Annotated in this window: 28 protein-coding genes and 3 pseudogenes; 17 read left to right on the top strand and 14 right to left on the bottom strand. The window is 70.2% G+C overall.

The window, feature by feature from the left end; translation table 11 throughout:
• Positions 1-13: 13 nt before the first annotated feature.
• Genes AB0B76_RS38380 through AB0B76_RS38350 form a run of 7 tightly spaced genes read right to left on the bottom strand, consistent with a single transcriptional unit; the run spans position 14 to position 5,890 of the window.
• Entirely contained in the window at positions 14-904 is an 891-nt protein-coding gene (locus AB0B76_RS38380; protein WP_360384904.1) for an SMP-30/gluconolactonase/LRE family protein, read from the bottom strand.
• Between the two features lie 18 nt (positions 905-922).
• On the bottom strand, positions 923-1,855 hold the full coding sequence (locus AB0B76_RS38375) for a sugar kinase (protein WP_360384902.1): 933 nt from the start codon (positions 1,853-1,855) through the stop codon (positions 923-925).
• Complete coding sequence (locus tag AB0B76_RS38370; RefSeq protein WP_360384900.1) at positions 1,852-2,484, bottom strand: bifunctional 4-hydroxy-2-oxoglutarate aldolase/2-dehydro-3-deoxy-phosphogluconate aldolase; 633 nt, start codon at positions 2,482-2,484, stop codon at positions 1,852-1,854. The genes AB0B76_RS38375 and AB0B76_RS38370 overlap by 4 nt, the downstream gene beginning before the upstream one ends.
• On the bottom strand, positions 2,481-3,293 hold the full coding sequence (locus AB0B76_RS38365) for a hypothetical protein (protein ID WP_360384898.1): 813 nt from the start codon (positions 3,291-3,293) through the stop codon (positions 2,481-2,483). The genes AB0B76_RS38370 and AB0B76_RS38365 overlap by 4 nt, the downstream gene beginning before the upstream one ends.
• The gene (gene dgoD, locus AB0B76_RS38360; RefSeq protein ID WP_360384896.1) at positions 3,287-4,432 is read right to left on the bottom strand and encodes a galactonate dehydratase; all 1,146 of its coding nucleotides are present in this window, start codon (positions 4,430-4,432) and stop codon (positions 3,287-3,289) included. Before dgoD ends, AB0B76_RS38365 begins: the two co-directional genes overlap by 7 nt.
• Positions 4,429-5,136 carry a FadR/GntR family transcriptional regulator gene (locus AB0B76_RS38355; RefSeq protein ID WP_360384894.1) on the bottom strand — a complete coding sequence of 236 codons (708 nt, stop codon included), beginning with the start codon at positions 5,134-5,136 and terminating at the stop codon, positions 4,429-4,431. The genes dgoD and AB0B76_RS38355 overlap by 4 nt, the downstream gene beginning before the upstream one ends.
• Positions 5,137-5,173: 37 nt before the next feature.
• Complete coding sequence (locus AB0B76_RS38350; protein ID WP_360384892.1) at positions 5,174-5,890, bottom strand: SDR family oxidoreductase; 717 nt, start codon at positions 5,888-5,890, stop codon at positions 5,174-5,176.
• A gap of 190 nt (positions 5,891-6,080) precedes the next feature.
• Between AB0B76_RS38350 and AB0B76_RS38345 the strand changes: the two genes are divergently transcribed.
• From AB0B76_RS38345 to AB0B76_RS38320, 6 genes are all read left to right on the top strand, one after another.
• Positions 6,081-7,373 carry an extracellular solute-binding protein gene (locus tag AB0B76_RS38345; protein WP_360384890.1) on the top strand — a complete coding sequence of 431 codons (1,293 nt, stop codon included), beginning with the start codon at positions 6,081-6,083 and terminating at the stop codon, positions 7,371-7,373.
• A 1-nt stretch (position 7,374) separates the two neighbouring features.
• Positions 7,375-8,280: a sugar ABC transporter permease gene (locus AB0B76_RS38340; RefSeq protein ID WP_360384888.1), complete on the top strand. Its 906-nt coding sequence runs from the start codon at positions 7,375-7,377 to the stop codon at positions 8,278-8,280.
• Positions 8,277-9,101, top strand: a complete 825-nt coding sequence (locus tag AB0B76_RS38335; protein WP_360384886.1) for a carbohydrate ABC transporter permease — start codon at positions 8,277-8,279, stop codon at positions 9,099-9,101. The genes AB0B76_RS38340 and AB0B76_RS38335 overlap by 4 nt, the downstream gene beginning before the upstream one ends.
• 41 nt (positions 9,102-9,142) lie before the next feature.
• Complete coding sequence (locus tag AB0B76_RS38330) at positions 9,143-11,329, top strand: alpha-galactosidase (RefSeq protein ID WP_360384884.1); 2,187 nt, start codon at positions 9,143-9,145, stop codon at positions 11,327-11,329.
• Positions 11,292-11,870 carry a hypothetical protein gene (locus tag AB0B76_RS38325; protein WP_360384882.1) on the top strand — a complete coding sequence of 193 codons (579 nt, stop codon included), beginning with the start codon at positions 11,292-11,294 and terminating at the stop codon, positions 11,868-11,870. The genes AB0B76_RS38330 and AB0B76_RS38325 overlap by 38 nt, the downstream gene beginning before the upstream one ends.
• Before the next feature lie 244 nt (positions 11,871-12,114).
• Positions 12,115-12,627, top strand: coding sequence for an integrase core domain-containing protein (locus AB0B76_RS38320; RefSeq protein ID WP_360384880.1), 513 nt, complete (start codon positions 12,115-12,117; stop codon positions 12,625-12,627).
• A gap of 28 nt (positions 12,628-12,655) precedes the next feature.
• Here AB0B76_RS38320 and AB0B76_RS38315 read toward each other — a convergent pair.
• Positions 12,656-12,739: pseudogene (locus AB0B76_RS38315) on the bottom strand (IS6 family transposase); the annotation flags it as partial.
• 9 nt (positions 12,740-12,748) lie between these two features.
• Entirely contained in the window at positions 12,749-13,996 is a 1,248-nt protein-coding gene (locus AB0B76_RS38310; protein WP_360384878.1) for an amidohydrolase family protein, read from the bottom strand.
• A 64-nt stretch (positions 13,997-14,060) separates the two neighbouring features.
• On the opposite strand from AB0B76_RS38310, the gene AB0B76_RS38305 reads away from it, so the two are divergent.
• Positions 14,061-14,717 (top strand): TRIC cation channel family protein, encoded by a 657-nt coding sequence (locus tag AB0B76_RS38305; protein WP_360384876.1) that lies wholly within the window; start codon positions 14,061-14,063, stop codon positions 14,715-14,717.
• Between the two features lie 167 nt (positions 14,718-14,884).
• Here the strand turns inward: AB0B76_RS38305 and AB0B76_RS38300 are convergent, their stop codons facing one another.
• Positions 14,885-15,274 (bottom strand): hypothetical protein, encoded by a 390-nt coding sequence (locus tag AB0B76_RS38300; protein WP_360384874.1) that lies wholly within the window; start codon positions 15,272-15,274, stop codon positions 14,885-14,887.
• Between the two features lie 267 nt (positions 15,275-15,541).
• On the opposite strand from AB0B76_RS38300, the gene AB0B76_RS38295 reads away from it, so the two are divergent.
• From AB0B76_RS38295 to AB0B76_RS38260, 8 genes and pseudogenes are all read left to right on the top strand, one after another.
• Positions 15,542-15,652: an SHOCT domain-containing protein gene (locus tag AB0B76_RS38295; RefSeq protein WP_360384872.1), complete on the top strand. Its 111-nt coding sequence runs from the start codon at positions 15,542-15,544 to the stop codon at positions 15,650-15,652.
• 68 nt (positions 15,653-15,720) lie between these two features.
• Positions 15,721-15,951, top strand: a complete 231-nt coding sequence (locus AB0B76_RS38290; RefSeq protein ID WP_360385088.1) for a hypothetical protein — start codon at positions 15,721-15,723, stop codon at positions 15,949-15,951.
• Positions 15,920-16,030 (top strand): annotated as a pseudogene (locus AB0B76_RS38285) (IS6 family transposase); the annotation flags it as partial. The gene AB0B76_RS38290 and the pseudogene AB0B76_RS38285, both read left to right, overlap by 32 nt.
• Positions 16,031-16,630: 600 nt before the next feature.
• Positions 16,631-18,538, top strand: coding sequence for a GAF domain-containing protein (locus AB0B76_RS38280; protein ID WP_360384870.1), 1,908 nt, complete (start codon positions 16,631-16,633; stop codon positions 18,536-18,538).
• Between the two features lie 349 nt (positions 18,539-18,887).
• Positions 18,888-19,145, top strand: coding sequence for a hypothetical protein (locus tag AB0B76_RS38275; protein WP_360384868.1), 258 nt, complete (start codon positions 18,888-18,890; stop codon positions 19,143-19,145).
• A 180-nt stretch (positions 19,146-19,325) separates the two neighbouring features.
• Complete coding sequence (locus tag AB0B76_RS38270) at positions 19,326-19,562, top strand: hypothetical protein (protein WP_360384866.1); 237 nt, start codon at positions 19,326-19,328, stop codon at positions 19,560-19,562.
• Complete coding sequence (locus AB0B76_RS38265; protein ID WP_360384864.1) at positions 19,523-20,713, top strand: SPFH domain-containing protein; 1,191 nt, start codon at positions 19,523-19,525, stop codon at positions 20,711-20,713. Before AB0B76_RS38270 ends, AB0B76_RS38265 begins: the two co-directional genes overlap by 40 nt.
• A gap of 303 nt (positions 20,714-21,016) precedes the next feature.
• Positions 21,017-21,151 carry a hypothetical protein gene (locus AB0B76_RS38260; protein ID WP_360384862.1) on the top strand — a complete coding sequence of 45 codons (135 nt, stop codon included), beginning with the start codon at positions 21,017-21,019 and terminating at the stop codon, positions 21,149-21,151.
• A 255-nt stretch (positions 21,152-21,406) separates the two neighbouring features.
• Here the strand turns inward: AB0B76_RS38260 and AB0B76_RS38255 are convergent, their stop codons facing one another.
• Positions 21,407-21,673: a hypothetical protein gene (locus AB0B76_RS38255; protein WP_360384860.1), complete on the bottom strand. Its 267-nt coding sequence runs from the start codon at positions 21,671-21,673 to the stop codon at positions 21,407-21,409.
• A 279-nt stretch (positions 21,674-21,952) separates the two neighbouring features.
• A complete protein-coding gene (locus AB0B76_RS38250; protein WP_360384858.1) occupies positions 21,953-22,237 on the bottom strand; it encodes a hypothetical protein in 285 nt (94 codons plus the stop codon).
• A gap of 735 nt (positions 22,238-22,972) precedes the next feature.
• Between AB0B76_RS38250 and AB0B76_RS38245 the strand changes: the two genes are divergently transcribed.
• Entirely contained in the window at positions 22,973-23,263 is a 291-nt protein-coding gene (locus AB0B76_RS38245; RefSeq protein WP_360384856.1) for a hypothetical protein, read from the top strand.
• A 113-nt stretch (positions 23,264-23,376) separates the two neighbouring features.
• Here AB0B76_RS38245 and AB0B76_RS38240 read toward each other — a convergent pair whose 3' ends face one another.
• The gene (locus AB0B76_RS38240; RefSeq protein ID WP_360384854.1) at positions 23,377-23,679 is read right to left on the bottom strand and encodes an integrase core domain-containing protein; all 303 of its coding nucleotides are present in this window, start codon (positions 23,677-23,679) and stop codon (positions 23,377-23,379) included.
• Between the two features lie 71 nt (positions 23,680-23,750).
• Positions 23,751-24,473 (bottom strand): helix-turn-helix domain-containing protein, encoded by a 723-nt coding sequence (locus AB0B76_RS38235; protein ID WP_360384852.1) that lies wholly within the window; start codon positions 24,471-24,473, stop codon positions 23,751-23,753.
• Between the two features lie 401 nt (positions 24,474-24,874).
• On the opposite strand from AB0B76_RS38235, the pseudogene AB0B76_RS38230 reads away from it, so the two are divergent.
• A pseudogene (locus tag AB0B76_RS38230) lies at positions 24,875-25,563 on the top strand (IS6 family transposase).
• The last annotated feature ends 101 nt before the right edge of the window (positions 25,564-25,664 follow it).

Below are 25,664 nucleotides of genomic sequence, written 5' to 3'. Positions count from 1 at the left end.
CCCAGGTGACGGTTCACCTGGGTGCGACCGTCGTCAGAAAACCGGCGCCGACCGGCGCGGCCGGCGCGCCGGGGACCTCGACGTCGACCGCGAAGAGCGCGCCGTCGAGCGGACCGGCCGGCACGAGCCCATACCGGGCGGTGGTGATGAACAGCCGGCGCAGGCCGGGGCCGCCGAGGCAGACGCTGGCTGGCTGCGTCGCGGGCAGGCGGATCTCCCGGTCCAGGATGCCGTCCGGGCGGTACCGGCGGACCGCCGAACCGCCCCACAGCGCCACCCACAGGTGAGCGTCCGCGTCGACCGTCATCCCGTCCGGTACACCCTGTCCGGGCACCAGTCGCAGGAACGGCTCCCGTCCGCTCAGCGCACCGGTGCGTGGGTCGACGGTGAACCGGTCGACCCATCCGCGGGGGGTGTCGGCCAGGTACATCGTGGTGCCGGCGGCGTCGAACGCCGGACCGTTGGCGATGGTGAGCCCGGTGACCGCCGGGACCGGCGCCGCGCCCGGCTCGATCCGGAAGAGCGTGCCGCTGCCGGGAGTGGCGGCATAGGTCATGGTGGTGGCCCAGAACCGGCCGTGCGGGTCGGCCACCGCGTCGTTCACCCTGGCCGGTCCGGGGCCGTCGCCGGGCAGGTCCGCGATCGGCGTGCGGCGGCCGGACGCGTCCAGCAGCTCGACGTGGGTGCCCGCCGCGGCGAGCCGGTCGCCGGGCCGGCCGGTGACCGGTGCCACCGCGCCGAGCGGAACGTCCAGCTTCAGCAGCTCGCGCAGCGCGGCGGGTGCGTCGCCGGTCGTCTGCAGCAGCCGCCCGGCGAGGAGGTCGACCAGGACCAGCCGGTCGCCGACCCAGCGCGCTCCTTCACCGAGTTCCAGCCGGTCGGTACTCCACGGGGTCAGTTCCATCGCTCTCCTTCTGACGGGTCAGCGCAGCGCTGTGCCCGGTTCGTGGTCCAGCAGCGCGAGTTCGTCGCGAGTGGGCAGGCCCTCCCAGTCGCCGCGGGTGGCAACGGCGAACGCGGCGGTGGTGACCGCGCGGTCGAGCCGGGCCGGCGCGTCGGCGCCGTCGAGGAGGGCGGACAGCAGGCCGGCGACGAATGCGTCACCGGCGCCCACGGTGTCCACGACCGGCACCTGCCGGGCGGCCCGGTGTACGACGCCCAGGTCGCTGTGGCTGGTCGCGCCGTCGGCGCCGTGCTTCACCACGACCTCGCCCACCCCGGCGTCGCGCAGTGCGCGGACGGGGTCGGTGGCGTCGGTGAGCACCGCCAGTTCGTCGTCGGATGCGATCACCAGGTCTATCGAGGGCAGGAGCGGGCGCAGTGCGGCGGCGGCCTGGGCGACCGACCACAGCCGGTGCCGGTGGTTGACGTCGAGGCAGACAAGGGTGCCCGCGGCCGCGGCCCGGTCCACCGCGGTGCGCACCGCCTGGTACGGATCGGAGCCCAGCGCGCAGGTGATCCCGGTGACGTGCAGGAGCCGGGGTGGTGTCCCGAACGCCTGCTCCGCGTCGGACGGTGCGAGCCCGGAGCCGGCTGACCCGGCCCGGTGGTATGTAACCCGGCTGATGTCGCCCACCCGGGGCTCGAACAGGATCAGCCCGGTCGGGCGGGCCGGGTCGATCCGGGCCCAGGTCAGGCCGACGCCCTCGGCGCGGAGAGTCCGGCGGACCAGTTCGCCCGGTTCGTCAGCGCCGGTGACCCCGATCCATTCGACCTGGTGTCCGAGCCGGGACAGCCCGATCGCGACCGTCGACTCGGCGCCGGCAACGCCGAGCTGGGCGGTGCCGCCGAGGCGAAGCGGGCCGGCGGTCCGGAAGGCCGCCATCGTCTCACCGAGGGTGAGCAGGTCGGTCATGCGGGCGCTCCGGCCGCTGCTGCGGTTCGGAAGGCGGCGGCGCGCTCGCGCAGGGCATCGGGGTCTCCGCCGTGGACCGCGTCACCGAGCAGCGGGGAGCCGACCCCGACCGCGGCGGCGCCGCGCCGCAGGTACTCCCGGGCGCCGTCCGCGTCGACGCCGCCGACCGGCACGAACGCGGTGTGAGGGAAAGGATCCCGCAGCGCGGCCAGGTACTGCGGCCCGCCGAGCGAGGCGGGGAAGAGCTTGACTGCAGTGGCGCCGTCCGCCTGGGCCTGGACCACCTCGGTGGGCGTGAGCGCCCCGGCGAGCACGGGCAGCCCGAGCCGCGCTGCCTCGCCGAGGCTGGGCGCCAGCGCCGGGGTGACCAGGAACGTGGCGCCTGAGTCGGCCGCGGCGCGGGCGTCCGCGGCGGTGAGGACGGTGCCGGCGCCGAGCCCGAACCCGGGGCCGAGCGCGGCACGGGCCCGGCGGATCGTGCCGAGGGCGTCGGCGCCGGTCAGCGACACCTCGATGAGCGCGATGCCGCTTTCGGCCAGCACCAGTACCGCGGCGAGGGCCGCTTCCGGGTCCGGACCGCGCACGATCGCCAGCAGGCGATGGGTGCGTAGTGCTTCGAGCAGGTTCACCGGGTATCTCCCTGGGCGAGTCGGTGTGCGGAGACGGTCAGCCGCCAGGTGAGCTCACCGGCGGCGGGGACCACGGCGGCGTCGTCCGGGCCGGCGTCGGCCAGGTCGAAGGCCGCGCCGAGCATGGGTTCGACCCCGATACTGCGGTACGGCTCGGGGGCGGGCCAGCCGCGGAGGTTGCGCCACAGTGCGGTGGAGCGGGGCTGGCCGTCGCACTGCAGTTCCAGGGTCAGCCGGTCGGCGCCGTCGGTCACCCCGGCCCGCGGGCAGTCCAGCAGTACCGCGCCGATGGCGGTGCCGTCGTCCGGGCCGAGGCGGTCCAGTGGCACCCCGGCCGGCGCCGGCCAGGGTCCTTCCGACGGTGGGTCGGGGTCCAGGTAGAGCCTGGTCCGGGTGCCGGCCGGGGCGTGCAGCCGGGCGGCCGGGGACAGGTCGAGGAGGGCGTGGGCGGCCCAGATGAACCGGTGGCCGGGCTCGGCGGCGAGCCGGTAGTCGGCCACCACGACCCCGGCATGGTTGGTGATCCGGCGGGTCAGGACGAAGGAGGGCCGTTCGACGGCGATCGTGCCGGGTCCGACGGCGTGCCACGGCCGGGACCAGACGTCGCCGTGGTCGGGCCGGCCGCGTACCGTCGGCAGGCACTCCTCCAAGCCGCCGGCGTCGACGAACGGGTCACCGGGTCGCACAGCGTCGCGGGCCGGATCGGGGCGTTGCCACAGCCATTCCCGGCCGCCGCCGGACAGTGTCGTCCACCGCCCGCCGTGCGTCGCTGTGTAGTCGACGGCAAGCGGTACCAGGTGGCTCACCATTCTGCGAACGAGCCGTCGTCGTGGTGCCAGATCGGGTTGCGCCAGGCGTGTGGCGTGCGCGCGGCGGCCCGAACGACCGCCTCGTCGACGGTGACGCCGAGGCCGGGCGCGTCGAGGCGGGCGATGTGTCCGTCGACATAGCGCAGAGGTTCGGGATCGACGAGGTAGTCGAGGAGTTCGGAGCCCTGGTGGTAGTGGATGCCGATGCTCTGTTCCTGGATGAGGAAGTTCGGTGTCGCGAACGCCACCTGCAGGCTCGCGGCCAGCGCGATCGGGCCGAGCGGGCAGTGCGGCGCGAGCACGGCGCCGTAGGTCTCGGCGAGGGCGGCGATGCGCCGCACCTCGGAGATGCCGCCGGCGTGTGACAGGTCGGGCTGCACCACCGCGACCCCGGCCTGCAGCGGCCCGAGGAACTCGGAGCGGCCGTAGAGCCGTTCGCCGGTGGCGATCGGCACGGGGGAGCAGGTGACGATGTCGTGCAGGTGGTGGGCCTGGTCGGGCAGAACCGGCTCCTCGACGAAGAAGGGCCGCAGCGGGGCGAGCTCGGGCAGGATGCGGCGCACCGCGGCGGCGCCGGCCCGGCCGTGGAAGTCCAGGGCGATGTCGCGCTCGTCGCCGAGGACCTCGCGGGCCGCCGCGACCCGCCGGACGATCGCGTCGACCTCGGCCGCGGTGGGGATCGGGGAGAGCCGGCCGGACGCGTTGACCTTGACGGCGGTGAACCCGGCGGCGGCCTGCTCGGCGGCGGCCTCGGCGATCTCGCCGGGCTCGTCGCCGCCGATCCAGGAATAGACCCGGACACGGTCGCGGACCGGGCCGCCGAGCAGGGCGTGAACCGGCACGCCATAGGCCTGGCCGGCGATGTCCCACAGGGCCTGGTCGAGCCCGGCGACGGCGCTGGAGAGCACCGGGCCGCCGCGGTAGAAGCCGCCCTTGGTGAGGATCTGCCAGTGTTGCTCGATCCGCAGCGGGTCCTGCCCGAGGAGGTATTCGGCGAGGACCTCGACGGCGCTGCGCACCACCTCGGCGCGGCCCTCGACGAGGGGCTCGCCCCATCCGACGATCCCCTCGTCGGTCTCCACGCGGCAGAACAGCCAACGGGGCGGGACGAGGAACGTCTCGATGCGGTCGATCTTCACCGGGGGCCCTTCGGTGCACGGATCTTTTCGACGTCGCGGACGGCCTTGGCGAGCAGTCCGCGCATCGCGGCCTCGGCGGCCGATTCGTTGCGCGAGCGGATCGCGTCGACCACCGCGCGGTGGCTGGGGACGGGGTCGTCGTGCGCGCCGCCGTGGACGAGTCGGTCGCGCTCGGCGAGGCCGGTCTCCATGACCACCTCCATGCGTACCAGCAGATCGTTGTGGGTGGCGTTGAGCAGCGCGCGGTGGAAGGCGAGGTCGGCGGCGACGGACGCGGCGGGGTTGCCCCGGGCCTCGATCATCTCCTCCAGGGCCTGCTCCAGGGCGCTGAAGTCCTCGTCGACGGCCCTGATCGCGGCGAGGCGGGCGGCGGCCGGCTCGATGATGCTGCGGACCTCGTGCAGCTTGTCGAGCAGCCGCGGGTCTGCGCCCTCCTCGAACTGCCATCGGATCACGTCGCCGTCGAGCAGGTGCCAGTCGGCCCTGGGCCTCACGAACGTGCCGCGCTTCTGCCGGGCGTCGACCATGCCCTTCGCCGAGAGCACCTTGAGGGCCTCCCGCAGCACGGTGAGGCTCACGTCGAGCTCTTCCTGGAGCGCGCCGAGATTCAGCGTCTCGCCTTCGGCGACGTCCCCGGCCAGGATGCGGCGGGCGATCACCTCGACGGTCTGCCCGTGCACGCCGCGGCCCGCGTAGTTAGCCAATGCTTGTCGCACCCTCTCGCTCGTTGCTGTCGATCCGTCACGCTGACGTTTTCATCGCGGTCCACCCGCCGTCCACCACCAGGCTTGCGCCGGTGACGTAGGCGGCGTCCGGGGAGGCGAGGAAAGCCACGGTGGCCGCCACCTCGTCCGGGCTGCCGAACCGCTTCGCGACCGTCTCGGCGACACTGCGGCGACGGTCCTCCTCGGAGATGCCGTCCCACGCCCCGGTGAGGATCGGCCCGGGCAGGACGGTGTTGACCCGGACCTGCGGGCCGTATTCGACGGCGAGTTGGCGGCCGAGCGCGACGAGGCCTCCCTTGGCGGCGGCATAGGCGGGCCGTCCGGGCAGGCCGACCAGCGCGTGTACCGAGGACACCAGGACGACCGCTCCCTGACGGTCGCGCAGGTCGTCGAGGCAGGCCCTGAGGCCGAGGAACGTGCCGGTCAGGCTGACCGCGAGCTGATGGTCCCAGGACGCGCGGCTGGTGCGGTGGGCCGGTGCGACCTCGACGGCGTAGGCGTTGCTGACCAGGATGTCGACCGGGCCGAGATCCTGGCGGACCGCGGCGACCGCGGCCGCCCAGTCGTCCTCGTCAGCGACGTCGGCCACTACGGACAGTGCGCGCTTGCCTGCGGCGGTCAGCTCGTCGGCGAGCGGGCTGGGATCGCGGACGTCCATGAGGGCAACGGCGGCGCCCTCGGCCGCGAGCCGGCGTGCGGTCGCCGCCCCGATGCCTCCTGTTGCACCTGTCACCAGCGCCGTTCTGCCTTCCAGCCGCCGCATATGCTGACCCGTCTGCCCACCGCGGTATCGCGGATTAACCATTAATTACGAATACATCTTGACAGCAATCCAGCTGCGCATGCAACCTTCTGGTCACACCATCATTTGACCGACACAGCGCGATGTCACGCAGCGTGTCGTTGAGGAAGGGACACCCCCCGTGAGCGACTTCGACCCCGGTCGCCGTCGATTCCTTGGACACCTCGGTCTCCTCGGCGTGGGCGCGCTCGGCGCCGGTTCATTCCTGAGCGCCTGCGCCAGCTCCGCCGGCGGAAACCCGGACAAGGCTTCCGGTGCGATAACCCTGCAGTCCAACCTCTCCTCGCCACAGGCGAAGACGGCGATGGAGAAGCTGGTCGCCGACTTCAACAAGCTGGGCAAGGGCACCACGACGCTCAACACCGTCGCGTCGGAGACCTTCCGCACGCAGCTACCGACCTACCTGACCTCGGCGAACCCGCCCGATGTCTACACGTGGTACGCGGGCTCTGTGGCCAACGACTACGCCAGCAAGAATCTGCTCCTCGACGTCTCCGACGTCTGGAAGGGCCTCGCCGACTACCCGCAGTCGCTGCGCACCCTGTCCACCGACGGCGCCGGCAAGCAGGTGTTCGTGCCGATGAACAACTACTGGTGGGGCTTCTTCTACCGCAAGTCCAACTTCGCCAAGTGGGGCGTGCAGGAGCCGAAGACCTGGACCGAGTTCCTGGCGCTGTGCCAGACGCTGCAGGGCAAGGGCATCCCGCCCATCGGCATCGGCCTCGGCGACACCCCGTGGGTGGCGTCGGCCTGGTTCGACTACCTCAACATCCGGGTCAACGGCGCACCGTTCCACCGCGAGCTGCTCGCCGGCAAGCAGCGCTTCGACGACCCGAAGGTGAAGGCGGTCTTCACGAAGTGGGCCGAGGCGCTGCCGTACTTCGACCCGAAGGGCAAGGCCTACCCGTTCCAGGAGGCGACCACAGCGCTGCTGGCGGGCAAGACCGGCATGTTCCTGATCGGCACGTTCTTCGCCGACGCCGCCCCGAAGGACGCCCTCGACGACCTCGACTTCTTCCGCTTCCCGATCATCGATCCGGCCGTACCGGTGGCTGAGGAGGCACCGACCGACGGCTTCTTCGCCAGCGCGAAGACCGCCAACCCGGCCGGCACCAAGGCCCTGCTCACCTACCTGGCCAGTGTCGAGGCGCAGGAGGCCTACATCCAGTCCAGCTCCGGCATCGTCCTGCCGGCCAACCCGAAGGCCAAGGCCGCCGACTCGCCGCTGGTCGCCAAGGGCAAGGCGATGCTGGACAGCGCAAAGGAGCTCACCCAGTTCTTCAACCGCGACTCCAGCGACGCGCTGCAACCCACGGCCGACACCGCGCTGACGAAATTCATCGACAAGCCCGACCAGATCGACGCGATCCTGCGCGAATGGCAGACCGGCGCCGAGAAGGTCTTCAAGGGCTGACGTGGCCATTTCTGTCTCCACGCTCCCGCGGCGGCGGCGGCCTCGGCTGTCGCCGCTGCTGGCGGCCTTCGTCCTGGTGCCGTTCGCGGTAGAGAGCATCTGGGTGTTCTGGCCGGCGCTGCAGGGGTTCTGGTTCTCCTTCACCCGCTGGGACGGCATGACCCCGCCGCGGTTCGTCGGCGTCGACAACTACACCGAGCTGGCCGGTGACCCGACGTTCCGCGGCGCCCTGCTCAACACCGTCATCTGGCTCCTGCTCTTCGGTGGCCTGTCGGTCGCCGGCGGCTTCGGCATGGCCCTGCTGCTGCAGCGGGACCGGCGCGGCGTCGGCTTCTACCGGGCCGCGCTGTTCACGCCCGTCGTCTTCTCGCTGGTCGTCACCGCCCTGGTCTGGCGGGTCTTCTACCAGCCGGACGGGCTCGCCGACACAATCCTGCGCGGCGTCGGCCTGGAGCACCTGATCCGGCCGTGGCTCGCGGATCCGGACACCGCCCTGTATGCCGTGATCCTCCCCGCACTGTGGCGGCAGATCGGGTACGTCATGGTGCTGTACCTCGCCGGCCTGAAGGCCATCGACCCGGCGCTGCACGAGGCCGCGCGGGTCGACGGCGCGAACGCCTGGCAACGGCTGTGGAAGGTGACCATCCCGCAGCTCAAGGGCGTCAACGCCGTCGTGCTGTCGGTCATCGTCATCGACTCGCTGCGCTCCTTCGACATCGTGTGGTCACTCACCCGCGGCGGCCCGTACCACTCCTCCGAACTGCTGAGCACCTACATGTACTCGACCGCGTTCCAGGGCCTGCGCCTCGGCTACGCCTCCGCGATCGCCGTGGTCATCTTCGTGCTGGCGCTGGCGGTCATCCTCGGCTACCTCGTCCGGGCCTTCCGGGAAGAGGGGGACGCATGACCCGCGCGCTGCGTACCTGGGCCTTCCACACCGGAATGGTCCTGTTGTCGCTGCTGTGGCTGGCGCCGGTGCTGTGGGTCGTCGTCATGTCGACCCGGACCTTCGACGACATCGCCGCGCACGGCGTCGGCAGCCTGCCGCACTCGTTCACGCTCGACACGTACCGGCAGGCGTGGACCGACGGCGGAGAGCTGCAGGCGCTCATCAACAGCCTGCTGGTGACCGTGCCGTCGGTCGCGCTGAGCCTGATGCTGGCGGCGGTCGCGGCGTTCGCGCTCAGCCGGTACCGGATCCCGGGCCGGCGCACGATCCTGCTGCTCATGCTGGCCGGAAACCTGCTACCACCGCAGATCCTGCTCATCCCCGTCGCCAAGTTCAGCGAGCTCACCGGCCTCTACGACACGCTGTACGCGCTGATTGCCGTACAGGTCGGCTTCGGGCTGGGCTTCTACACATTCGTGCTGTACGGCTTCATGCGCGACCTGCCGGGCGAAATCCAGGAGGCAGCCATGATCGACGGCGCGGGACCGGGGCAGATCTTCGCCCGCATCATCCTGCCGCTGACCCGGCCGGCGCTCGCCGCCCTCGGCGCGCTGTCATTCACCTGGATCTTCAACGACCTGCTGTGGGCGATCACCGTCCTGCGCACCGATGACAAGATGCCGGTCACCCCGGCGCTGCTCGGGCTGCAGGGCCAGTTCGTCTCGTCATGGAGCGTCATCGCCGCCGGCACCGTCATCGCGGCGGTCCCGACGGTCGCGGTGTTCCTGCGCTTCCAGAAACACTTCGTGTCCGGCCTCGCGATCGGAGCGGTCAAGTGACCCTGCAGTGGACACTGCGCGGCGCCCGAACGGAATACACGGTGGCGGTCCCGCCACACGGCCGCTGGCTCGAGCTGGTCGCATGGGGCCCCCACGGCGTTTCCGACGGGCCGTCACCGGTCGGCTACGACGGCCCGGTCCCGTTCCTCACCAAGGGCGACGCGGCCCCGATCGAGTACGCCACCAGGACCGACCGGCCGTTCACCGGCGCCGACCTGGCCACCCACGCGTCGTTCCAATACCAGGACGCCACGGCGGAGCAGGACCGGTTGGCGGTCTCGTTCGCCGATCCGGTCAACGGGCTTCGGGCCGTGCTGCAATACCGCATCCCGGCCGGCACCGACGTGGTGGAACGCTGGGTGGAGCTCACCAACGAGGGCACCGAGCCGGTGCGGCTGGCCCGGGCCGGCTCCGCCGGATTCTGCGTGCCGACCCCGCACGGTGCCCGGATCAGCTACCAGTGGGGCCAGTGGGCGCAGGAGTTCCAGCTCGACCACGTCGACCTCGCACACGGCGCGTTTGCGGTCGGCAGCGCACAGGGCGTCCCCGGCCACCTGTACGCGCCGTGGCTGGCGATCCGCGACCGGGCCGACGACACCTGCGTCTGGGGTGTCGGCCTGGCCTGGACCGGCTCCTGGCAGATCGAGGCGGAGCGCGACACCGGCGGCCTGACCCGGATCCGGGCCGGGCGGCGGCTCGTCGACGGACCGCTCGAGCTCGCCCCCGGGCAGCAGCTGACGCTGCCGGTCGCCGCCGGAGCCTACAGCGGCGAAGGGCTCGATGGCCTGGCCCGCGTCTGGCACGCCTACCAGCGGCGGCTCGCCGGCGAGCGGCTCGGCCCGCGTCCGGTGCTGTACAACTCCTGGGAGGCCACGTACTTCGCCGTCGACGCCGCCAGCCAGCTGGAGCTGGCCCGGGTCGCGGCCGGCATCGGGGTCGAGACGTTCGTCGTCGACGACGGCTGGTTCACCGGCCGGAACGACGACACCGCCGGACTCGGCGACTGGACGCCCGACCCGGCGAAGTTCCCCGCCGGGTTCGACGCGTTCATCGGCGACGTGCGGGCCCTCGGGCTGAAGTTCGGGCTGTGGGTCGAGCCGGAGTGCGTCAACCCGCGCTCGCGCCTCTACACCGAGCACCCCGACTGGGTGTACTCGGTCGACGGCCGGCCGCTCACCCCGGTCCGCAACCAGTACCTGCTCGACCTCGGCCGACCCGACGTCGCCGAGTTCGTCCACGAAACCGTGGACCGGCTGCTGCGCACCCACGACATCGACTACCTGAAGTGGGACTTCAACCGCCCGCGGACCGAGCCCGGCCGGCCCGGCGCCATCGGGGTGCTCGACCTCGACGGCGCCCACGTCGCCAACCTGTACCGCATCTTCGAGCAACTGCGCCGTGACCACCCGCACGTGCTCATCGAGGCGTGCGCGGGCGGCGGCGCCCGCACCGACCTGGGCATGGCCGCCCGCGCCGACGTGTTCTGGCCCAGCGACAACACCGGCCCGCTGGACCGCCTCGCGATCCAGTGGGGCTTCCTGCACGCCAACACACCGCACCTGCTGAGCTCCTGGGTGACCGACGCGCCCGGGCTCTTCGACCCCCGCCCTCGCTCGTTCGCGTTCCGGTTCGTGCTCGCGATGGCCGGCGTCCTCGGCGTCGGCGCCGACATCCGGCACTGGACCGCCGGGCAGCGCGACGAGGCGGCCCGCTGGATCGCGCTGTACAAGGAGATCCGCGACATCATCATGCACGGCACCGTGCACCTCGTCGGCGGGCCCGACCAGGCCCGATGCGCGGTGCAGTACCTCTCCCCGGACGAATGCACCGTCGTCGTCCTCGCCTGGCACACCGGCCGCCTCGACGGCGCCGGCCTGCTGCCGTCCCGCCCGGTCCGCCTGCCGCTGCGCGGGCTGGCACCGCAGGCGCGCTACCGGGCCGGCGAACAGCAGTACTCGGGCAGCCACCTCGCCGCAGTCGGCCTGCCCGTGCAATGGACCGCCGCACACGACGCCGAAGTCGTCGTCCTGCACCGCGACTCGGCAGATCAGGAACCAGGCGCGGCCTGGCACATCACCAGCCGTAGCCGTCAACCGGAAGTCGCCCGCGCACCAACGGCGGCAGATGCGGTAACCAAGATCGCTACTCGGGAGCCGGTGGTCAACCGTCAACAGTTTGCGCGGGGGGAACATGATGCAGGGCGTGGAGACCTCCTTGCTGCCGGGTGAGCGCATCGTTTGGGATGGCCGTCCGGTGCGGCACCGGGTTTTCCGGCGTGCCGACGTCCTGCTCGTGCCGATCAGTCTCCTGTGGTGCGGGTTTGCGGTGTTCTGGGAGAGCGGCGTGCTGTTCAGCGGCGCACCGTTCTTCTTCGTCCTGTGGGGTGCGGCTTTCGTGCTGGTCGGCCTCTATATTGTGGCCGGACGGTTCGTCGTGCGGGTCGTCTCGTCCCGGCGCACGCGGTACACGATCACCGACCGCCGGGTCCTGGTCCACAGCGGATGGTCGGGCAGCCGGCTGCGTACGGAGTACCTGCATGCATTGCCGCCACCGGTCATCACCCAGGAGCCGGACGGATCCGGAAGCCTGGCGTTCGGTGGGTTTCCGGGCGCCGCAGACGTCTTCACCGGTGGGCGCCGGCAGGGGTGGCGCGCCTGGTCCAGCGAGCCGTCCCTGACCCCGGTCCTGTGGGACGTTCCCGACATTCGTAGGGTCCGCGACTTCGTGGCCCACGCCCAGACACAGCCTGGCGGTCCCTACCACAGCTAGCGCCACGGGCGCCCTGTACCGCTCCTCGTGGGTTATGCCGCTACGACATCACCGCACCGTCAGCGGCGGTTCCGATGTCCCATGCGTCGCGGGGTCGCTCGGAGATCGTCGGACCGGCCCCGCCCCGCGTGAGATCGACACCAGTTGGCGGACGTTCCTGCACGCTCAGGCGTCCGGGCTGCTGGCCACCGACTTCTTCCACATCGACACCATCACGCTGCGACGGCTGTACGTGTTGTTCGTCATGGAGATCACGACCCGGCGGGTGCACATCCTCGGCGTCACCGCCCACCCGACCGCGGCGTGGACCACTCAACAGGCCCGGAACCTGGTGATGGACCTCGGCGACCGTGTGACACGGTTCCGGTTCCTGGTCCGCGACCGCGACGCGAAGTTCACGGCGTCCTTCGACGCCGTGTTCGCCGCTGAAGGCATCGACGCGGTGAAGACCCCGCCGCGCACGCCAAGGGCGAACGCGTTCGCGGAGCGCTTCGTGCGCAGCGTCAGAGCGGAGTGCACCGACCGGGTATTGATCTACAACGAACAGCACGCCCGCGCCGCGCTACGCGACTACGAGGACCACTTCGAACCTGCACCGGCCCCACCGGAGCCTGGACCAGCATCCACCCGACTACGACCCCGGCGTGGTCATCGCGATCGACAAACCGATCCGGCGACGCCGCGTCCTGGGCGGCGTCATCAACGAGTATCACCGAGCTGCCTGATCCACCCGACAAATCCCCAGCTCACAGCCTGAACACAGTTTTGGCACGGTACAGGCCTTACCGGGCCGCGTCGGCCAGCAGGGGCGTGAACCGTTGCACCCACCGGTAGACGGTGACGTGGTCGACCTCTCGGCTCCTTTCGCTACTGGTGGTTCATGACATGGCGACTGGGCGGTGTACGGCGCCGTCGTGCATGACGAAGTCGATGGCGCTGGTGGCGTTGATGTCGTCGACCGGGTTGCCGGGCAGGGCGATCAGGTCTGCGGTGGCGCCCGGCCGGATCCGGCCGAGGTCGGGCCGTTGCAGGAGGTCGGCGGCGGTGCTGGTGGCGGCCCGCAGCGCCCGTAGCGGGGTGATGCCGGTGTGCACCATGGCGGGGAACTCTTTCCAGTTCTGGTGATGGGGGAACATGCCGGCGTCGGTACCGAAGGCGATCTGCACGTCGCTGGCGGCGACGTTGCGGGCGCTGTCACGCAGCTGGTCGGCGTAGCGCCGGAACTTCTCCCGTTCTTCGGGGTCTTTGCCCTGCCAGTAGTCCTCGTCGTCGAGGTGGTCCAGCGCGTCGGCGACCATGAACTGGGTGGGAACGAGAAACACCCCGCGCCGCTGCATCAGCGACAGGGTCTCGGCAGAGGCGAGGTTGCCGTGCTCGACGGAGCGCACCCCGGCCCGCACGGCCCGAGCGACGCCTTCGTCGCCGTAGGCGTGCGGGGTGCACGGCACGCCCAGGTCGCCGGCGGCGTCCACCAGGGCGTCCATCTCGCGCTGGGTATAGGTGGCCTGCCCGGGGTCGTCAGTGGGTGTGCCGAACCCGCCGGTGGCACCGAACTTGATCCAGTCCGCCCCGGCGCGGATCTCCTCGCGCACGGCGCGGATGACGGCCGTCGGCCCGTCGGCGAGTACCCCGATCTCGCGGCCGTGTTCGGGTGCGAGCAGGGTGGAGATGTCACCGTGGGCGCCGCGGGCCGAGATCAGGTGTGGGGCCACGAGCATGCGCGGCCCGGCGATCAGGCCGTTTGCGACGGCGTCACGGAGGTGGATCGTGATCGGTTCGGTGGCGAAGGTGGCCAGGTCCCGCACGGTGGTGAACCCGCGGTCGAGCAGATCCCGCAGCACCGGCAGGGCCCGCAGGGCGATGACCGTGGCCGGGTCGGCCACGAACGCGGAGAGCAGTGCCGACGGGTCCACCGTGGTGTGGATGTGGCAGTCGATGAAGCCGGGCAGCAGCATGCGGTCGCCGAGGTCGACCACCTGCCCAGTGCCACGCCCGGCCCGCTCGCCGACCTCGACGATGCGCCCGCCGCGAACCAGGACCTCAGTGTGGCCGGACGGCGTCTCGGCCAGCCCGTCCCAGCACCGTTCGGCTACGACGGCGGTTTCGGTCGAGGTTTTCGCGGTCATGGCCTCTCGGTAGTTCGCGCGCTGATATTGCACTTCCCGCTGACGCTCTGGGTATGCGGCCGGTGTGACGTTCGAACCGCCGGTGTTGCTCGCCCTGGATCTGACCGGCACCTTCGCCTTCGGGCTCAACGGAGCGCTGACCGCGGTACGCACCGCACAGCTCGACGTGGTCGGCGTGGTCGCGCTCGGCATGATCACCGCACTGGGTGGCGGCACCATCCGCGATGTCCTCATCGACTCGTTGCCACCCGCCACCTTCCGCGACTGGCGGTACTTCGCCCTCGCCGCCGCCGGTGGGGTGATCGCGTTCGCCCTCAGCAGGCGGCTGCATCGGCTGGAGACACCGATCGTGGTGCTCGACGCGATCGGGTTGAGCGTGTTCGCGGTCATCGGCGCGAGCAAGGCACTGGCCTTCGGGCTCGGGATCGGGCCCTCGGTCCTGCTGGGGATGGTCACCGGGGTGGGCGGGGGCACGATCCGCGACACCCTCGTGCGGCGGATCCCGTCGGTACTGCACAGCGACCTGTACGCCATCCCCGCCCTGGTCGGCGCCGCGATCACCGTCACCGCTGTCCGGCTGGGCTTCTACGGCCTGCCGGCCGCGCTCGGCGCCGCGGCGGTCTGCTTCCTGATCCGCATGATCGGCGTGCGCTACGACCTCAAGGCACCCCGACCACCCGGGGCCGCCGGCCACCGCGGCTCACCCGGCGACGACGCATAGGCGGAGCCGGCCGCCGCATTCAATGCGTGCAAACTCCTCGACAAAGTCGATAATGGTCGAATACCGGCTCGCCGACGGGAGTTGCATGCGGATCGCCATGATGGTCAAGGACCGTGCGCCGGTACGTCGGCCCGGACGCCTCGTACTCCGCGACCAGGTGACGCAGGTTATTTCTCCTTGCCCTGCACCCGCTTGAACTCCGCCACCGGCTGCTTGGTCACCCGCCGGTCCACGCGGGCCTCGATCGCGTGCACCGTGACCAGCGCGTCGGTGATCTCCCAGGTACGGCAGTGCACCAACGCCGCCAGCAGCGTCAGGGTCAGCTCGTCGCTGTGCTCGCGTAGATGCGACCGGGACTCCAGCGCAGCCCGCGCCCGCCAGCCCGCGAGAACCTTCGCCGCGACATCGGCGAACAGCCCGGACGGCAGCCCGACCGAGCGGACCGCCTCCAGCTGGGCGATCTCCGCCAGCATCGAGGACAAGCTCACGATGCCGGTCGCCGCCTTGATCAGCGCCAGCACGCTCGGGTCCGCCTCGTCGATGTCGGTATCCGGCACCTGTACCAACGCCAGCAGCCGCGCCCGACACGTCCACCGGCAACCGGCCGGCGATCCGCCCGGCCAGCCCCCGCCCGGCCTGGTGCAGCCCGGAGCGCACGATCCGTTCCAGACGATCAGACGCTGGCGACTCGATCGACCGCGCCCGGCACTCACCCAGCAACGCATCCCGGACCAGCTCGTACCACCGCTCCTTCTACGCAAGGTCCCCTGCGCCGGATCTCCTCAGTCACCCTGCTGCGCCGCCTGTCCGAGTCCGCGGCGCCGGTGTCCGTCGCCGACGAACTCGGCAAGCTGGCCGCGCTGACGCAGCAGGGCATCCTGTCCCAGCAGGAGTTCGAGGCGCAGAAGGCTCGACTTCTCGGCAGCGGGCGATAGCACGCTGGAGTTGCAGAAGGCCCCATGCCCGCTGGTGTGGGGCCTTCGCCGCGCATGCTTTCCTGGCGATGCGGTCCCGGCCGAACACGGTCGCGGCGGTCGCGTACGACCTGAAGGTGTTCTTCACCGCTGTCGGCAAGCCACCGCGGCGGGTCGTCGCAGCCGACGTGCTCGGGTTCGTCACCGTCCAGTATGCCGGCGGCCCGGTCGCGCGACTGCAGGCCGCCGGCGAGGGCGGTGGGGTGTCCGCGCGGACGGTGCGGCGGCGGACACGCCTTCATGCAGAACCTGCGCCGTGAACACTACGAACTCGGGCTCGACGCCCGCGCCGGGATGCGCATCGCCGCGGCGTTCACCGACCTCGCCGCCGCTGTCTGAAGATCGGCCGCACTCGTCAAACAGGCCCTCCGATCGGCAAACGCAACAGCGCCCTCACCACGAACGACGGCTATGCCCTCATCGACAATGCCGGGCAACAACCGCGTGGTCGAGGTACCCGCCGAATCCGGCGTGGCTGGCGTCGCCCCGGTCGGGTCAGCTGGGTCGCTTCCGCTTTGGGCATAGTCTCAATGGAGAGCTCAGGGATGTTGTTGATCGCTCGGTCGGTGGGTATGGACTGCCCCGAATGACTCGTGGAGGCTGGTCGCGTCGTTGGGCCGCGTCACCGCCTTGGGGGTGGGGTCGTCCCAGCAGGCTCGCGCTCGATGGAGCAGAACCCGGCCCGCCGCCTCCGGGTGGGCTGCCCGTGACCGGGTCTGCCGTCGATGCGCTCTGCAACACGTCACGTGTGGAGGCCATGTTCCCAAGACGTAGGCGATGCGTCGACTGGCGACACCCCTCACGGGCTGTTGGTTGACCGACTCGGTCGCTTGCGCCGCTGCCGGCGTGCCATCCGAGGGCGCCCCGCAAGCAGGAGGAGCGGCCCTGCCGGCCGGGAGCCGCGGATCGGAATCGGAGGTTGCCGTGCACGGTGGGCTGATGCTCCGGGTGATGGTGAGTATCGGAGTGCTCACGGCCATTGCCGGCGTCGTGTTCGGTGTGCTGCTGATGGCGATCAGTGAGCAGCGCGAAGCGGAGCGGCTGTCAGCCCATTCCGAGGAGATGCTCGCAACCGAGCAGCAGGACGAGCAGCTCGTCGTCGACCTCGACAGGACCGGGCGAGGCTTCATCGCCACCAGGGACCCGAGCCTGCTCCGGGCGTGGACGGTGGACCGGGCCGCCCTCGCCGACAAAAGCGCCCGGCTGCAGCGGCTGGCCAGTACCGCAGATCAGGCGGCCCTGGCGCGGCGGATCGCGGAGCACAGCGAGTCCTACGTTCAGGATCATGCGATGCCGGTGCTGCAGGCGGCGCAACGCGGCGACCCCTCGGCGCACAGCACGGCGACGATCCAGGAGGGCGAGCGCAGGGTCACCGAGCTGCGAACCGAGCTCGACAGCCTCGCATCCAGCGAACGGCAGCTGGCGGCCGACCGGGAGGCACGCTCCCACGCGACCGTCGGTCGGGAGGTCACGGCGGCGGTCGTCACGGGTACGGTCGGCTGGCTGCTGGTCAATGTCTTCGTCGTCGGGTACCTGACCCGAGTCGTTGTCTGGCCGGTGCGCGGAGCGGCCGCGATGGCCGGCCACCTTGCCCACGGCGAGCTGGACAGTCGCGTCGCTGAGATCGGCGTGGGTGAGGTCGGCGAGCTCACCCGCTCGTTCAACAAGATGGGCAGCTCGGTGCAGCAAAGCGTCGAGGAATTCGCCCGGCTCGCCGAGACCCAGACCGCACTACGGCGGATCGCTACCCCCGTGGCGCATGGCGCCGCACCGGCCGAGGTTCTGGACGCGGTTGCCACGGAACTCGGGCAGCTCATCGGCACCGACGGCGCGCACATCGTCCGCTACGAAGCCGACGGCACCGCGACCGTGGTCGCCGCTTGGGGCACTCCTGACATCGGCCTACCGGTCGGCACGCGGCTGCCCCTGGACGGTCGCAACGTTTCAGCGAAAGTGCTGCAGACTGGCCGCGCCGCCCGGATGGACAGCTACGCCGACGCTCCTGGCCCGCTCGCCGCCCACCTGCGCCGGCATCATGTCCGCGGCGCGGTCGGCGCTCCGATCTTCGTCGAGGGACGCCTGTGGGGCGTCGTGACCGCCACCATCACCCGGGAGGAGCCGCTGGCCCGCGACGCCGAGGCACGGCTTGCGGAGTACACCGACCTGATCGCCACCGCTATCGCCACCGCCCAGGCCCGCGCCGACCTGGCGACCTCCCGGGTGCGGGTGGTGGTCGCCGCCGACCAGGCTCGACGGCAGATCGAGCGCACGCTGCACGACGGCGTCCAGCAGCACCTCATCACGATCGCCATCGAGGCGGGCGATACAGAGGCGAGCGTCCCGTTCGAACTGCCCGAGTTGCGGCAGCGGCTGTCCTCGGTGACGCACGGCCTGACCGGAGTGCTGGACGACCTGCGGGAGATCTCGCGCGGCATCCACCCGACGATCCTGTCCGACGTCGGCCTACGGCCCGCGATCAAAGGACTCGCCCGGCGCTCCCACGTCCCGGTCGAGCTCGACGTGCGCCTCGAGGGCCGGCTCCCCGAACCCGTCGAGGTCGCGGCCTACTACATCGTCGCGGAGTCGTTGGCGAACGCCGCCGAACACGCACACGCCTCGCACGTGCGCATCGACGTAACGGTCCGTAGTGGTTGGCTGCGCCTGGGCGTGCGCGACGACGGCGTCGGCGGCGCCGACCCGGCACGCGGCTCCGGCCTCGTCGGGTTGACCGACCGCGTCGATGCGCTGGGCGGAACCATCACCATCGACAGCCCGCCCGGCCAAGGCACCTCCCTGCACGCCGAACTGCCCCTCGACCTGCCCATCGAACTGGCCAGCCTCGCCTAACCCGACCTCAGCCGACGGGCGGATCGGAACACGTGGCGGGACGGCGTACACCGGCTGTGGAGGCGCTGTTGCGTTTGCCGATCGGAGGGCACGTGAATTCCCTCAGGATGAGGCCACACCTGACGGTCCCCCAGCGGACTGACCCGGACTTGCCCGCGTTCCGACAGACGAGCAACTTTCGAGCAAACCAGGTCCACATTGGACGTGCGCGGCGACGAGGACCGGTCTTTGCGGGTATGCGCATGACCGATGAAGCCTTGGTCCACTTGGGAGATCTCCGGCGGGCCTTGGCGCTTGTGTTTACCTTTCGTACCTGCTGCGTATCTACAACGCTGCGACGAGCGGCGCCTTGGGATTCGCCGTCGAGGTTAACGAGGAGATCCGGCCGCGCCGCGTCGTCGACGCCGCACGGTACCTCGGCCTAGCCGGCCCGGCCGAGCTCGACGCCGTCGCCTCGATCCTGCTCGCCCTACGCGATCCACCGGCATGCGGCCGCACTGCTAGTTCGCCTGGGGCCGAGGGCAGCCCGCTGGTGCACATGGTTCGCTACTTCCTGCTCGGCCGCGGCGACACCGCCCCCGTCACCCGCGAGATCATCCGGGAGTAGGAACCCAACCTGCAGCGCCACCTGGGCATCCACGTCGGCGCGTGACCACCACCACGCCATCCGTGCGAGCGCGGGACACACGGAGTGGCGTCGCGGGTGCACAATCTGGATCGCACACGTCAACGATGCGTGGTCGCTCTGGGGTTCGTGCAGGGCGGGCCACGGGGTTTGGAGCAGCCTGTGCGCGGTCAGTCGCTGGTCGGCAAGGTCGGCCTGGTGGTCACCGCGGTGCGTGGGGGTGACCTGCCCGGCGAGATCCGTGTCGTGGTCCAGGGCATCCCGCACCACTACCTCGCCTATGCCGTCGAGCCGCTGCCGGCTGGCGCCCAGGTACTCGTCATCCACTTCCGCGGCACGCGTCAGGTCGACGTCGAACCGTGGCCGCCGATGCCGGCGGACCACACCACTACTGGCTGAGAGAGGCCAACCCGATGTTCGGTTACCGTGTACCCGCCCCGAACGAAGCCCTGCTGATCAGCGGCAGGAAGCAGCGCGGAGCCGATGCCCTGCCGTTCAAGATCGTCACCGGGCACGGCGCGTTCGTCGTCCCGATCTTCTCCAAGGCGTCCCGGCTGACCCTGGCCATGCAGGAGGCCGAGGTCGAGGAGGACTGCTACACGCAGCAGGGTCTGACCCTGCACGTCCAGGCCGTGATCGCGTTCAAGGTAGGCGATGACCACGAGTCGATCGCCGCCGCGGCCCGCCGGTTCCAGGGTGACCAGTCGCAGATGCCGGTGCTGGTCGGCCGGATCTTCAGCGGGCACCTGCGCAGCATCATCGGCAGCATGACGGTGGAGGCGATCATCCGCGAGCAGCAGACCCTCGCCGACGCGATCGTCGACGCGAGCAAGACTGAGATGGCCCGCATCGGGCTGGAGATCGACTCGCTGCAGATCAGCAGCATCCACGACAAGGGTGTCGGCTACATCAAGGCTCTCGCGGCCCCGCACCAGGCCCGGGTCAACCAGGAGGCCAACGTGGCCCAGGCGATCGCGGACCAGGCCAGCGCGATGGCCCGGCAGGAGAGCACGCGCAACCAGGCCGAGTACGCCCGCCAGACGGCCATCGCCCAGGCCCGCTACCAGGCCGAGATCGACCAGGCTCAGCAGACCGCGGCGCAGGCCGGCCCTCTTGCAGCCGCTCAGGCGCAGCAGCACGTGCTGGCCGAGCAGGCTCTCGTGGCGCAGAAGAACGCCGAGCTACGCCAGGCCCAGCTCATCGCCGAAGTAATCCGCCCTGCCCAGGCGGAGGCGGAACGGATCGTCACCCTCGCCCGCGCCGACGCCGACGCCACCAAACTGTCCGCGGAGGCCGCCGCCGCGCAGGGTCGCATCGCCCTCGATCAGATGATGATCGAGCAGTTGCCGGACCTGCTCCGCGCCGCCGCGGAGGGTCTGCAGGGGGCCAACCTCACCGTGCTGGACGGGGCCGAGGGGCTCAACAGCGTCGTGGCCTCGCTCGCCGCGCAGGGAACCATGCTGCTGGAAGCCGTGCGTAAAGGCATGACTGCTGCACCGGCCGCTGATCCCACGACATCTACGGAGGTCGCTCGACGCGAGGCGGGATGACCCCGCCCGTGCGGGTACAGCAACTGGCGGAATTTGCCGAATAGGGAAAGCCTTGCTCCTCCCGTAGTTGCGATCCTCAGGATGCCCGCCCAGGTTACGTCCACGGGAGCGGTGTACGAATCGCCCACCTTTACGGTGGTTGAGGAGATGGAGACGGGTACCGCTTGATCCTTCGAACCGACGAAAGTACCGAAGGAGAGATCAAGCGGTGACCGTACCCAAGAGTGTGGACGTCGGACGGTTCCTGCGTGAGGAACTTGGCTCGACCGCCCGACGGATCTGAGGTCGAGTGTTTCCGTTGCCATGTGGGCGTTGCTGGACTGCTGGCATCCGAGCGGTCAGATGTGGCGGTTGGACGAGTGCGAGCAGTGCAAACTGCACCTCACCCTGCAGGAGTGGTTCAACGCCTGGCTGGCGGGCGACTCCTATGACGTCTGAGCAAGGCCGGCGCTCAGGTTGGGTCCCGAGTCGCGGAGCCGGGACCAAGCCGAGGCGGCCGTGCGGCGCCGGATCGTCCTGCGCCGTGATCAGGCGTCGCTGTGTTGACTACCAGACCTCAAGCCATAAACAAAATGCGCTGATCTCAAGCAGATCAACAAACCTCCGTGGCACTCGGCCCAGCTGGTCACCGCCCGTAGCCAGCGAGGAAAAGCTGGCGCGCACCGTCCGTCGGCGGCAGATCAGCGCACCGGATCACGGTTCGACGTCTGCGACCCATAGACGGCCTGGCTGGGCATAGTCGCGCTCGGCACGGTCGACCACCAAGGCGAACCCGCTCAATTCCGGGTCTCGCGAACAATGCAGATCGATGCCCAGCAGGCGGAACGAGTGCCCCGTCGTGACGTCGCGGATGGTCGTACCCGGGCGAGCGTGGCCCTGCAGGGCCGTACCGACGACGAGCAGACCACGGCGTCCCCGAATGTCGAAGACATCGGTGATCAGGAACTCGAATGTCACCACAATGATGACTCTGGCAGACGGGCCGCTGTGAGTTGGGCTGGCCTACCTAGGATCTCGTCGACGTCCTCGTGGAATCCTCCCGCAGGTGACGCGACAGGCACCTGCACCGCGACCACATCGGCTCGTCCGGCTCCTTCCCCCACGCGACGGACCTGGTCGACAAGGGCGAGCTGACCGCTGGAAGCGCAGATCGACCGCGGTCCTGCCGACCGCGTTCAGGTCAGCCGGGCCCGGTTTCGAACGGCCAGAACAGCTCATCGAAGGTCGGCAGCGGGTCCATCATGAGTGGAAATGCACCCGGACGATGTAGGCCTCCGCGGGCAGCGCATCCAGGTAGGCGTCCGCCGCTACGTAGTAGAGATCCCACCGGTCCTCGCTGAATACATCGCCACCGAAATTGGCGTAGTCCACCCAGACTCCGTCGAGCCGCAGCAACTCGTCCGGTGGTATCGCGCGGGCCTCCTGTCGGCGCAGGTAGGCGTCCGCGTCATAGCCGAACCGACCGACCGGATCGTTGGCGCCGTGCCATCTCATCCGGTCCGGGTCGAGGTCGTACTGGGCCATGTAGGCGCGCATGCGTCCGGCCGCTGTCGATGCGCCACCAGTCCCAGCGTCCGTCCGGGTCGTCGGCCATGTCGAACGGTGCCAGCGCGGCGGTGACCGCCTCCTCCACCGGCTGCCCGTCCTCCACCGCGACGCAGACCGCCACGCTCGCTTTCGCCATCGCACCCCTCATTACCTCGACACGACCGCCGTCGCAGGGAGACCGTAGCGGGGGGGCGTGGGAATGGGGCCGATATTTATCGGCGCGGTCGTGCGTGGTGCCGCCGTGCTCTGCGTGTGAGGTGCGGCGCAGGCCGCGGCACCGTCCGGAGTGAGCTGTTCGGGACGGTCGCTCGGCGGACGTAGTCGGCTGGCGGTTGCGACAGGATGCCATCGATAACGCAGACCCGACCACGATCCCGACCACGACGGACAACCGGCGCGACACCCGCCGCAACTTTGTCCGACCGGCTGATCATCGTGGCAGGGCGCTGCCCCACCGCGTGATCAGGTGAGCGCACATCGGCTACGTCTACTTTTACTGGGCATGTGCCCGAGCAGCGCCGGCATATACCTCAGAACCACCGTGCATCTACGCTGGTCGAATGCGCTCGGCAACCACTGGTGGAGCTCATGGGGCTGGCCGGATAGGGTGCACGGCTGGTGCCGCTAGCGCGGCGCAGGCAGGCGATACGGCACACGACCGCAGTGAGGAGCAGCATGCGGCTCGCGGAGGGCTTGTTATACCTGGCTTTGGTGAGCATCGGTGGCGGCCTGTTCGGCTACGCGGTGGTGTCGGTCGGGCTGCTGCGCCGGCCGACGACGCAGCGGATGTGGGGCAGGTTCGGCACCCTGCCGAGAGGTCGTTTCGCGGCGTACTTCGGGTCGCTCGGCCTCGCGTGGGCCGCCTCCGTGTGGCTGCTGTGGTTCTTGCGGGGCGAGCGGTACACAGTGCCGGTCGCTGGCGCGCTCGCCGGGATCGCGGTACTGCTCGCTGTCGGCTGGGTCGTCGGGGTCCTGCGCAACTGGGGTGCGCAGGCGAGCTGACGCAGCCCAACCGGGAGCTCATCACCAGGGTCCGTTGCGTTGAGCGTTCCCACGTCAGGCATGTACCGTCCGGAAACTCGGTTCTGGCTATGCTGCCTGCGAGTATTCGGTGATCAGTCCATTGAGGACTTTGCGGCTGTGGACCCGGGCCGTGGCGGGATCGGTGACCGGTGCCGGCAAGGTCTCAAGGGCTGGGGGCGTTGGTCGCGCCCTTGATGTGGTCGGTGTTCGTTGTAGTGCGCGACGTATTGCCCCGGCGTGGTGAGTAGGTGCCGTGCGTTGGAGATGAGCATCCGGTCCAGGCACTCGCGGCGTGCCGTCCGCACCCACCGTTCGGCGTAGGCGTTCGCCGTCGGCGCCTGCGGCGGCGTCTGTATGATCCTGATGCCCGCGGCGGTGAACACCTGGTCGAACATGGCGTTGTACTTCGCGTCCCGGTCGCGAATCAAGAACCGGAACTGCTCGACCCTCGCCCCGAGTGCAATTATCAGGTTGCGGGCCTGCTGGGCGACCCACGCGCTGGTCGGGTTCGGGGTGGCACCGAGGATGTGGACCCGCCGGGTTCGATCTCGATCAGGAACAGTACGTAGATCCGGGTCGGTCCGATCGTGTCGACGTGCAGGAAGTCGCAGGCCAGGATGCCCTTGGCCTGGGTGGTGAGGAACTGGGTCCAGGTCGGCCCGGCCCGGCGAGGTGCCGGGTCGATGCCGGCCTTGGTCGGGATCGCCCACACGGTGGTCGCCGCGATCGGGTGGCCCAGTTCGGCCAGTTCGCCCTGGATGCGCCGGCAGCCCCAGGTCGGGTTCTCCTGGGCCAGGCGCAGGACCAGGGTACGGAGTTCCGCTCGCGCCTGTGGAGGCCCGGGACGTTGGCGCGGATACGTCCACTTGCGAGCGGTCAGGTTGCGGTGCCAGCGCGGCAGCGTCGCGGGGGTGATGAAGAACGTCGGCCATCGCCGGCGCGGCAGCAGCCGGGACAGCGCGGCCAGCACCGCCCGGTCGGCGGCTGCGAGGTCTGGCCGGTGGATCTGACGGCGCAGCACCGCGACCTGATGACGCAGTACCAGGATCTCGATCTCCTTGGACCGCTCGCCGCGCAGCCCCAGGATCACCAGGTGCAGGACTTGGCGCAACACCAGATACCCGAACGACAGGATCATGACCGTCAGCCTGCCCACGACGAGCGCGGCGGAGACGCACAAAAAGCGCACGTCAGAACCCCTGGACCGAGTTATCGAACGGTACACGCTCGAGACAGTCCGGTCGCATCGGAGACCCCAAAGCGGGGGGTTTATAGGGGCCCGTTGAATCCATCGGAATGCGAAGATGGCTTGAGTGCGTTTCTGCAGCTCAAGCCATCTTCCGTGTCGGGACAGCGGGATTTGAACCCACGACCCTTTGACCTCGATCAGCGCCCGCCGCGCCCAGCCAGCTTCGGTGTTTGCCGCAAGCCATGTTCTTTTGGCTCATGAACCTCGGACTCGTTGCTGCCCCATGGGGCGCCCGGGCCCCACGCTGGATGTCCTCGATCGGGGAGCCGCTACCTGGAGGGCAGCACCACGCGCTCCTCGATCGCTAAGCGACGAAGCTCGCTGCCCGGCAACTGCCGAGGGTGCCGCCGGGGTCGGCGTTCGCCGGGTTCCGATTTCCGTCTGAGGTGATCGTGGTCGCGGTCCGCTGATACCTGCGCTACGGCCTGTCCTACCGCGACGTCGAGGAGCCGCTCGTCGAGCGCGGTGTCGAGGTCGGCCACGTGACCGTGTTCCGGTGGGTGCAACGCTGCACACCGCTGCTTGCCGACGCTGCCAGGTTTGGCCGGCATTCCCCCGGCGACCGGTGGTTCGTCGACGAGACCTGCGTCAAGGTCAACGGAGTCTGGCGGTATGTGTACCGCGCCGTCGACCAGCACGGGCAGGTCATCGACGTGTTGGTCTCGGCACGTCAGGACGCCGACGCCGCGCGGCGATGCTTCCGCCGGGCGCTGCCATGCTGAAGGTTGAGCCCACCGAGGTGGTCACCGACGCTGCCGCGGTCTACCCCGCCGTCCTGGACGAGCTGATCCCGTCGGCGTGGCACCACGTCGAGCAGTACGCCAATAATCCGATCGAGGCTGATCACAGTCGGCTGAAGCACCGGCTGAGATCGATGCGCGGGCTGAGAACGGAGCAGACAGCACAGGTCATCATCGCCGGACACGCGTTCATGCAGAACTTCCGCCGCGGCCACTACGAACTCGGACTCGACGCGCCGCGCGGACTCCGCGTCGCCGCGGCGTTCACCGAGCTTGCTACCGCTATCTGAAGACCGGCCGCACTCGCTCAAACGCACCCTCCGATCGGCAAACGCAACAGCGCCCTTGCGGATGAGTTGGCCCGGCCGGGCGGCGGAGCGCCGCCGCCCGG

The organism is Dactylosporangium sp. NPDC049140, assembly GCF_040648435.1.
This window is presented reverse-complemented; position numbering and strand designations above follow the sequence as displayed.

What these genes read in the sequence shown, in the direction of transcription:
- AB0B76_RS38380 (WP_360384904.1), bottom strand. Translation starts at nt 904, where the DNA reads ATGGAACTGACCCCGTGGAGTACCGACCGGCTGGAACTCGGTGAAGGA.
- AB0B76_RS38375 (WP_360384902.1), bottom strand. Translation starts at nt 1,855, where the DNA reads ATGACCGACCTGCTCACCCTCGGTGAGACGATGGCGGCCTTCCGGACC.
- AB0B76_RS38365 (WP_360384898.1), bottom strand. Translation starts at nt 3,293, where the DNA reads ATGGTGAGCCACCTGGTACCGCTTGCCGTCGACTACACAGCGACGCAC.
- AB0B76_RS38335 (WP_360384886.1), top strand. Translation starts at nt 8,277, where the DNA reads ATGACCCGCGCGCTGCGTACCTGGGCCTTCCACACCGGAATGGTCCTG.
- AB0B76_RS38325 (WP_360384882.1), top strand. Translation starts at nt 11,292, where the DNA reads ATGATGCAGGGCGTGGAGACCTCCTTGCTGCCGGGTGAGCGCATCGTT.
- AB0B76_RS38320 (WP_360384880.1), top strand. Translation starts at nt 12,115, where the DNA reads ATGGAGATCACGACCCGGCGGGTGCACATCCTCGGCGTCACCGCCCAC.
- AB0B76_RS38310 (WP_360384878.1), bottom strand. Translation starts at nt 13,996, where the DNA reads ATGACCGCGAAAACCTCGACCGAAACCGCCGTCGTAGCCGAACGGTGC.
- AB0B76_RS38290 (WP_360385088.1), top strand. Translation starts at nt 15,721, where the DNA reads ATGCGGTCCCGGCCGAACACGGTCGCGGCGGTCGCGTACGACCTGAAG.
- AB0B76_RS38280 (WP_360384870.1), top strand. Translation starts at nt 16,631, where the DNA reads ATGCTCCGGGTGATGGTGAGTATCGGAGTGCTCACGGCCATTGCCGGC.
- AB0B76_RS38260 (WP_360384862.1), top strand. Translation starts at nt 21,017, where the DNA reads ATGTGGGCGTTGCTGGACTGCTGGCATCCGAGCGGTCAGATGTGGCGG.
- AB0B76_RS38250 (WP_360384858.1), bottom strand. Translation starts at nt 22,237, where the DNA reads ATGGCCCAGTACGACCTCGACCCGGACCGGATGAGATGGCACGGCGCC.
- AB0B76_RS38240 (WP_360384854.1), bottom strand. Translation starts at nt 23,679, where the DNA reads ATGTTCGACCAGGTGTTCACCGCCGCGGGCATCAGGATCATACAGACG.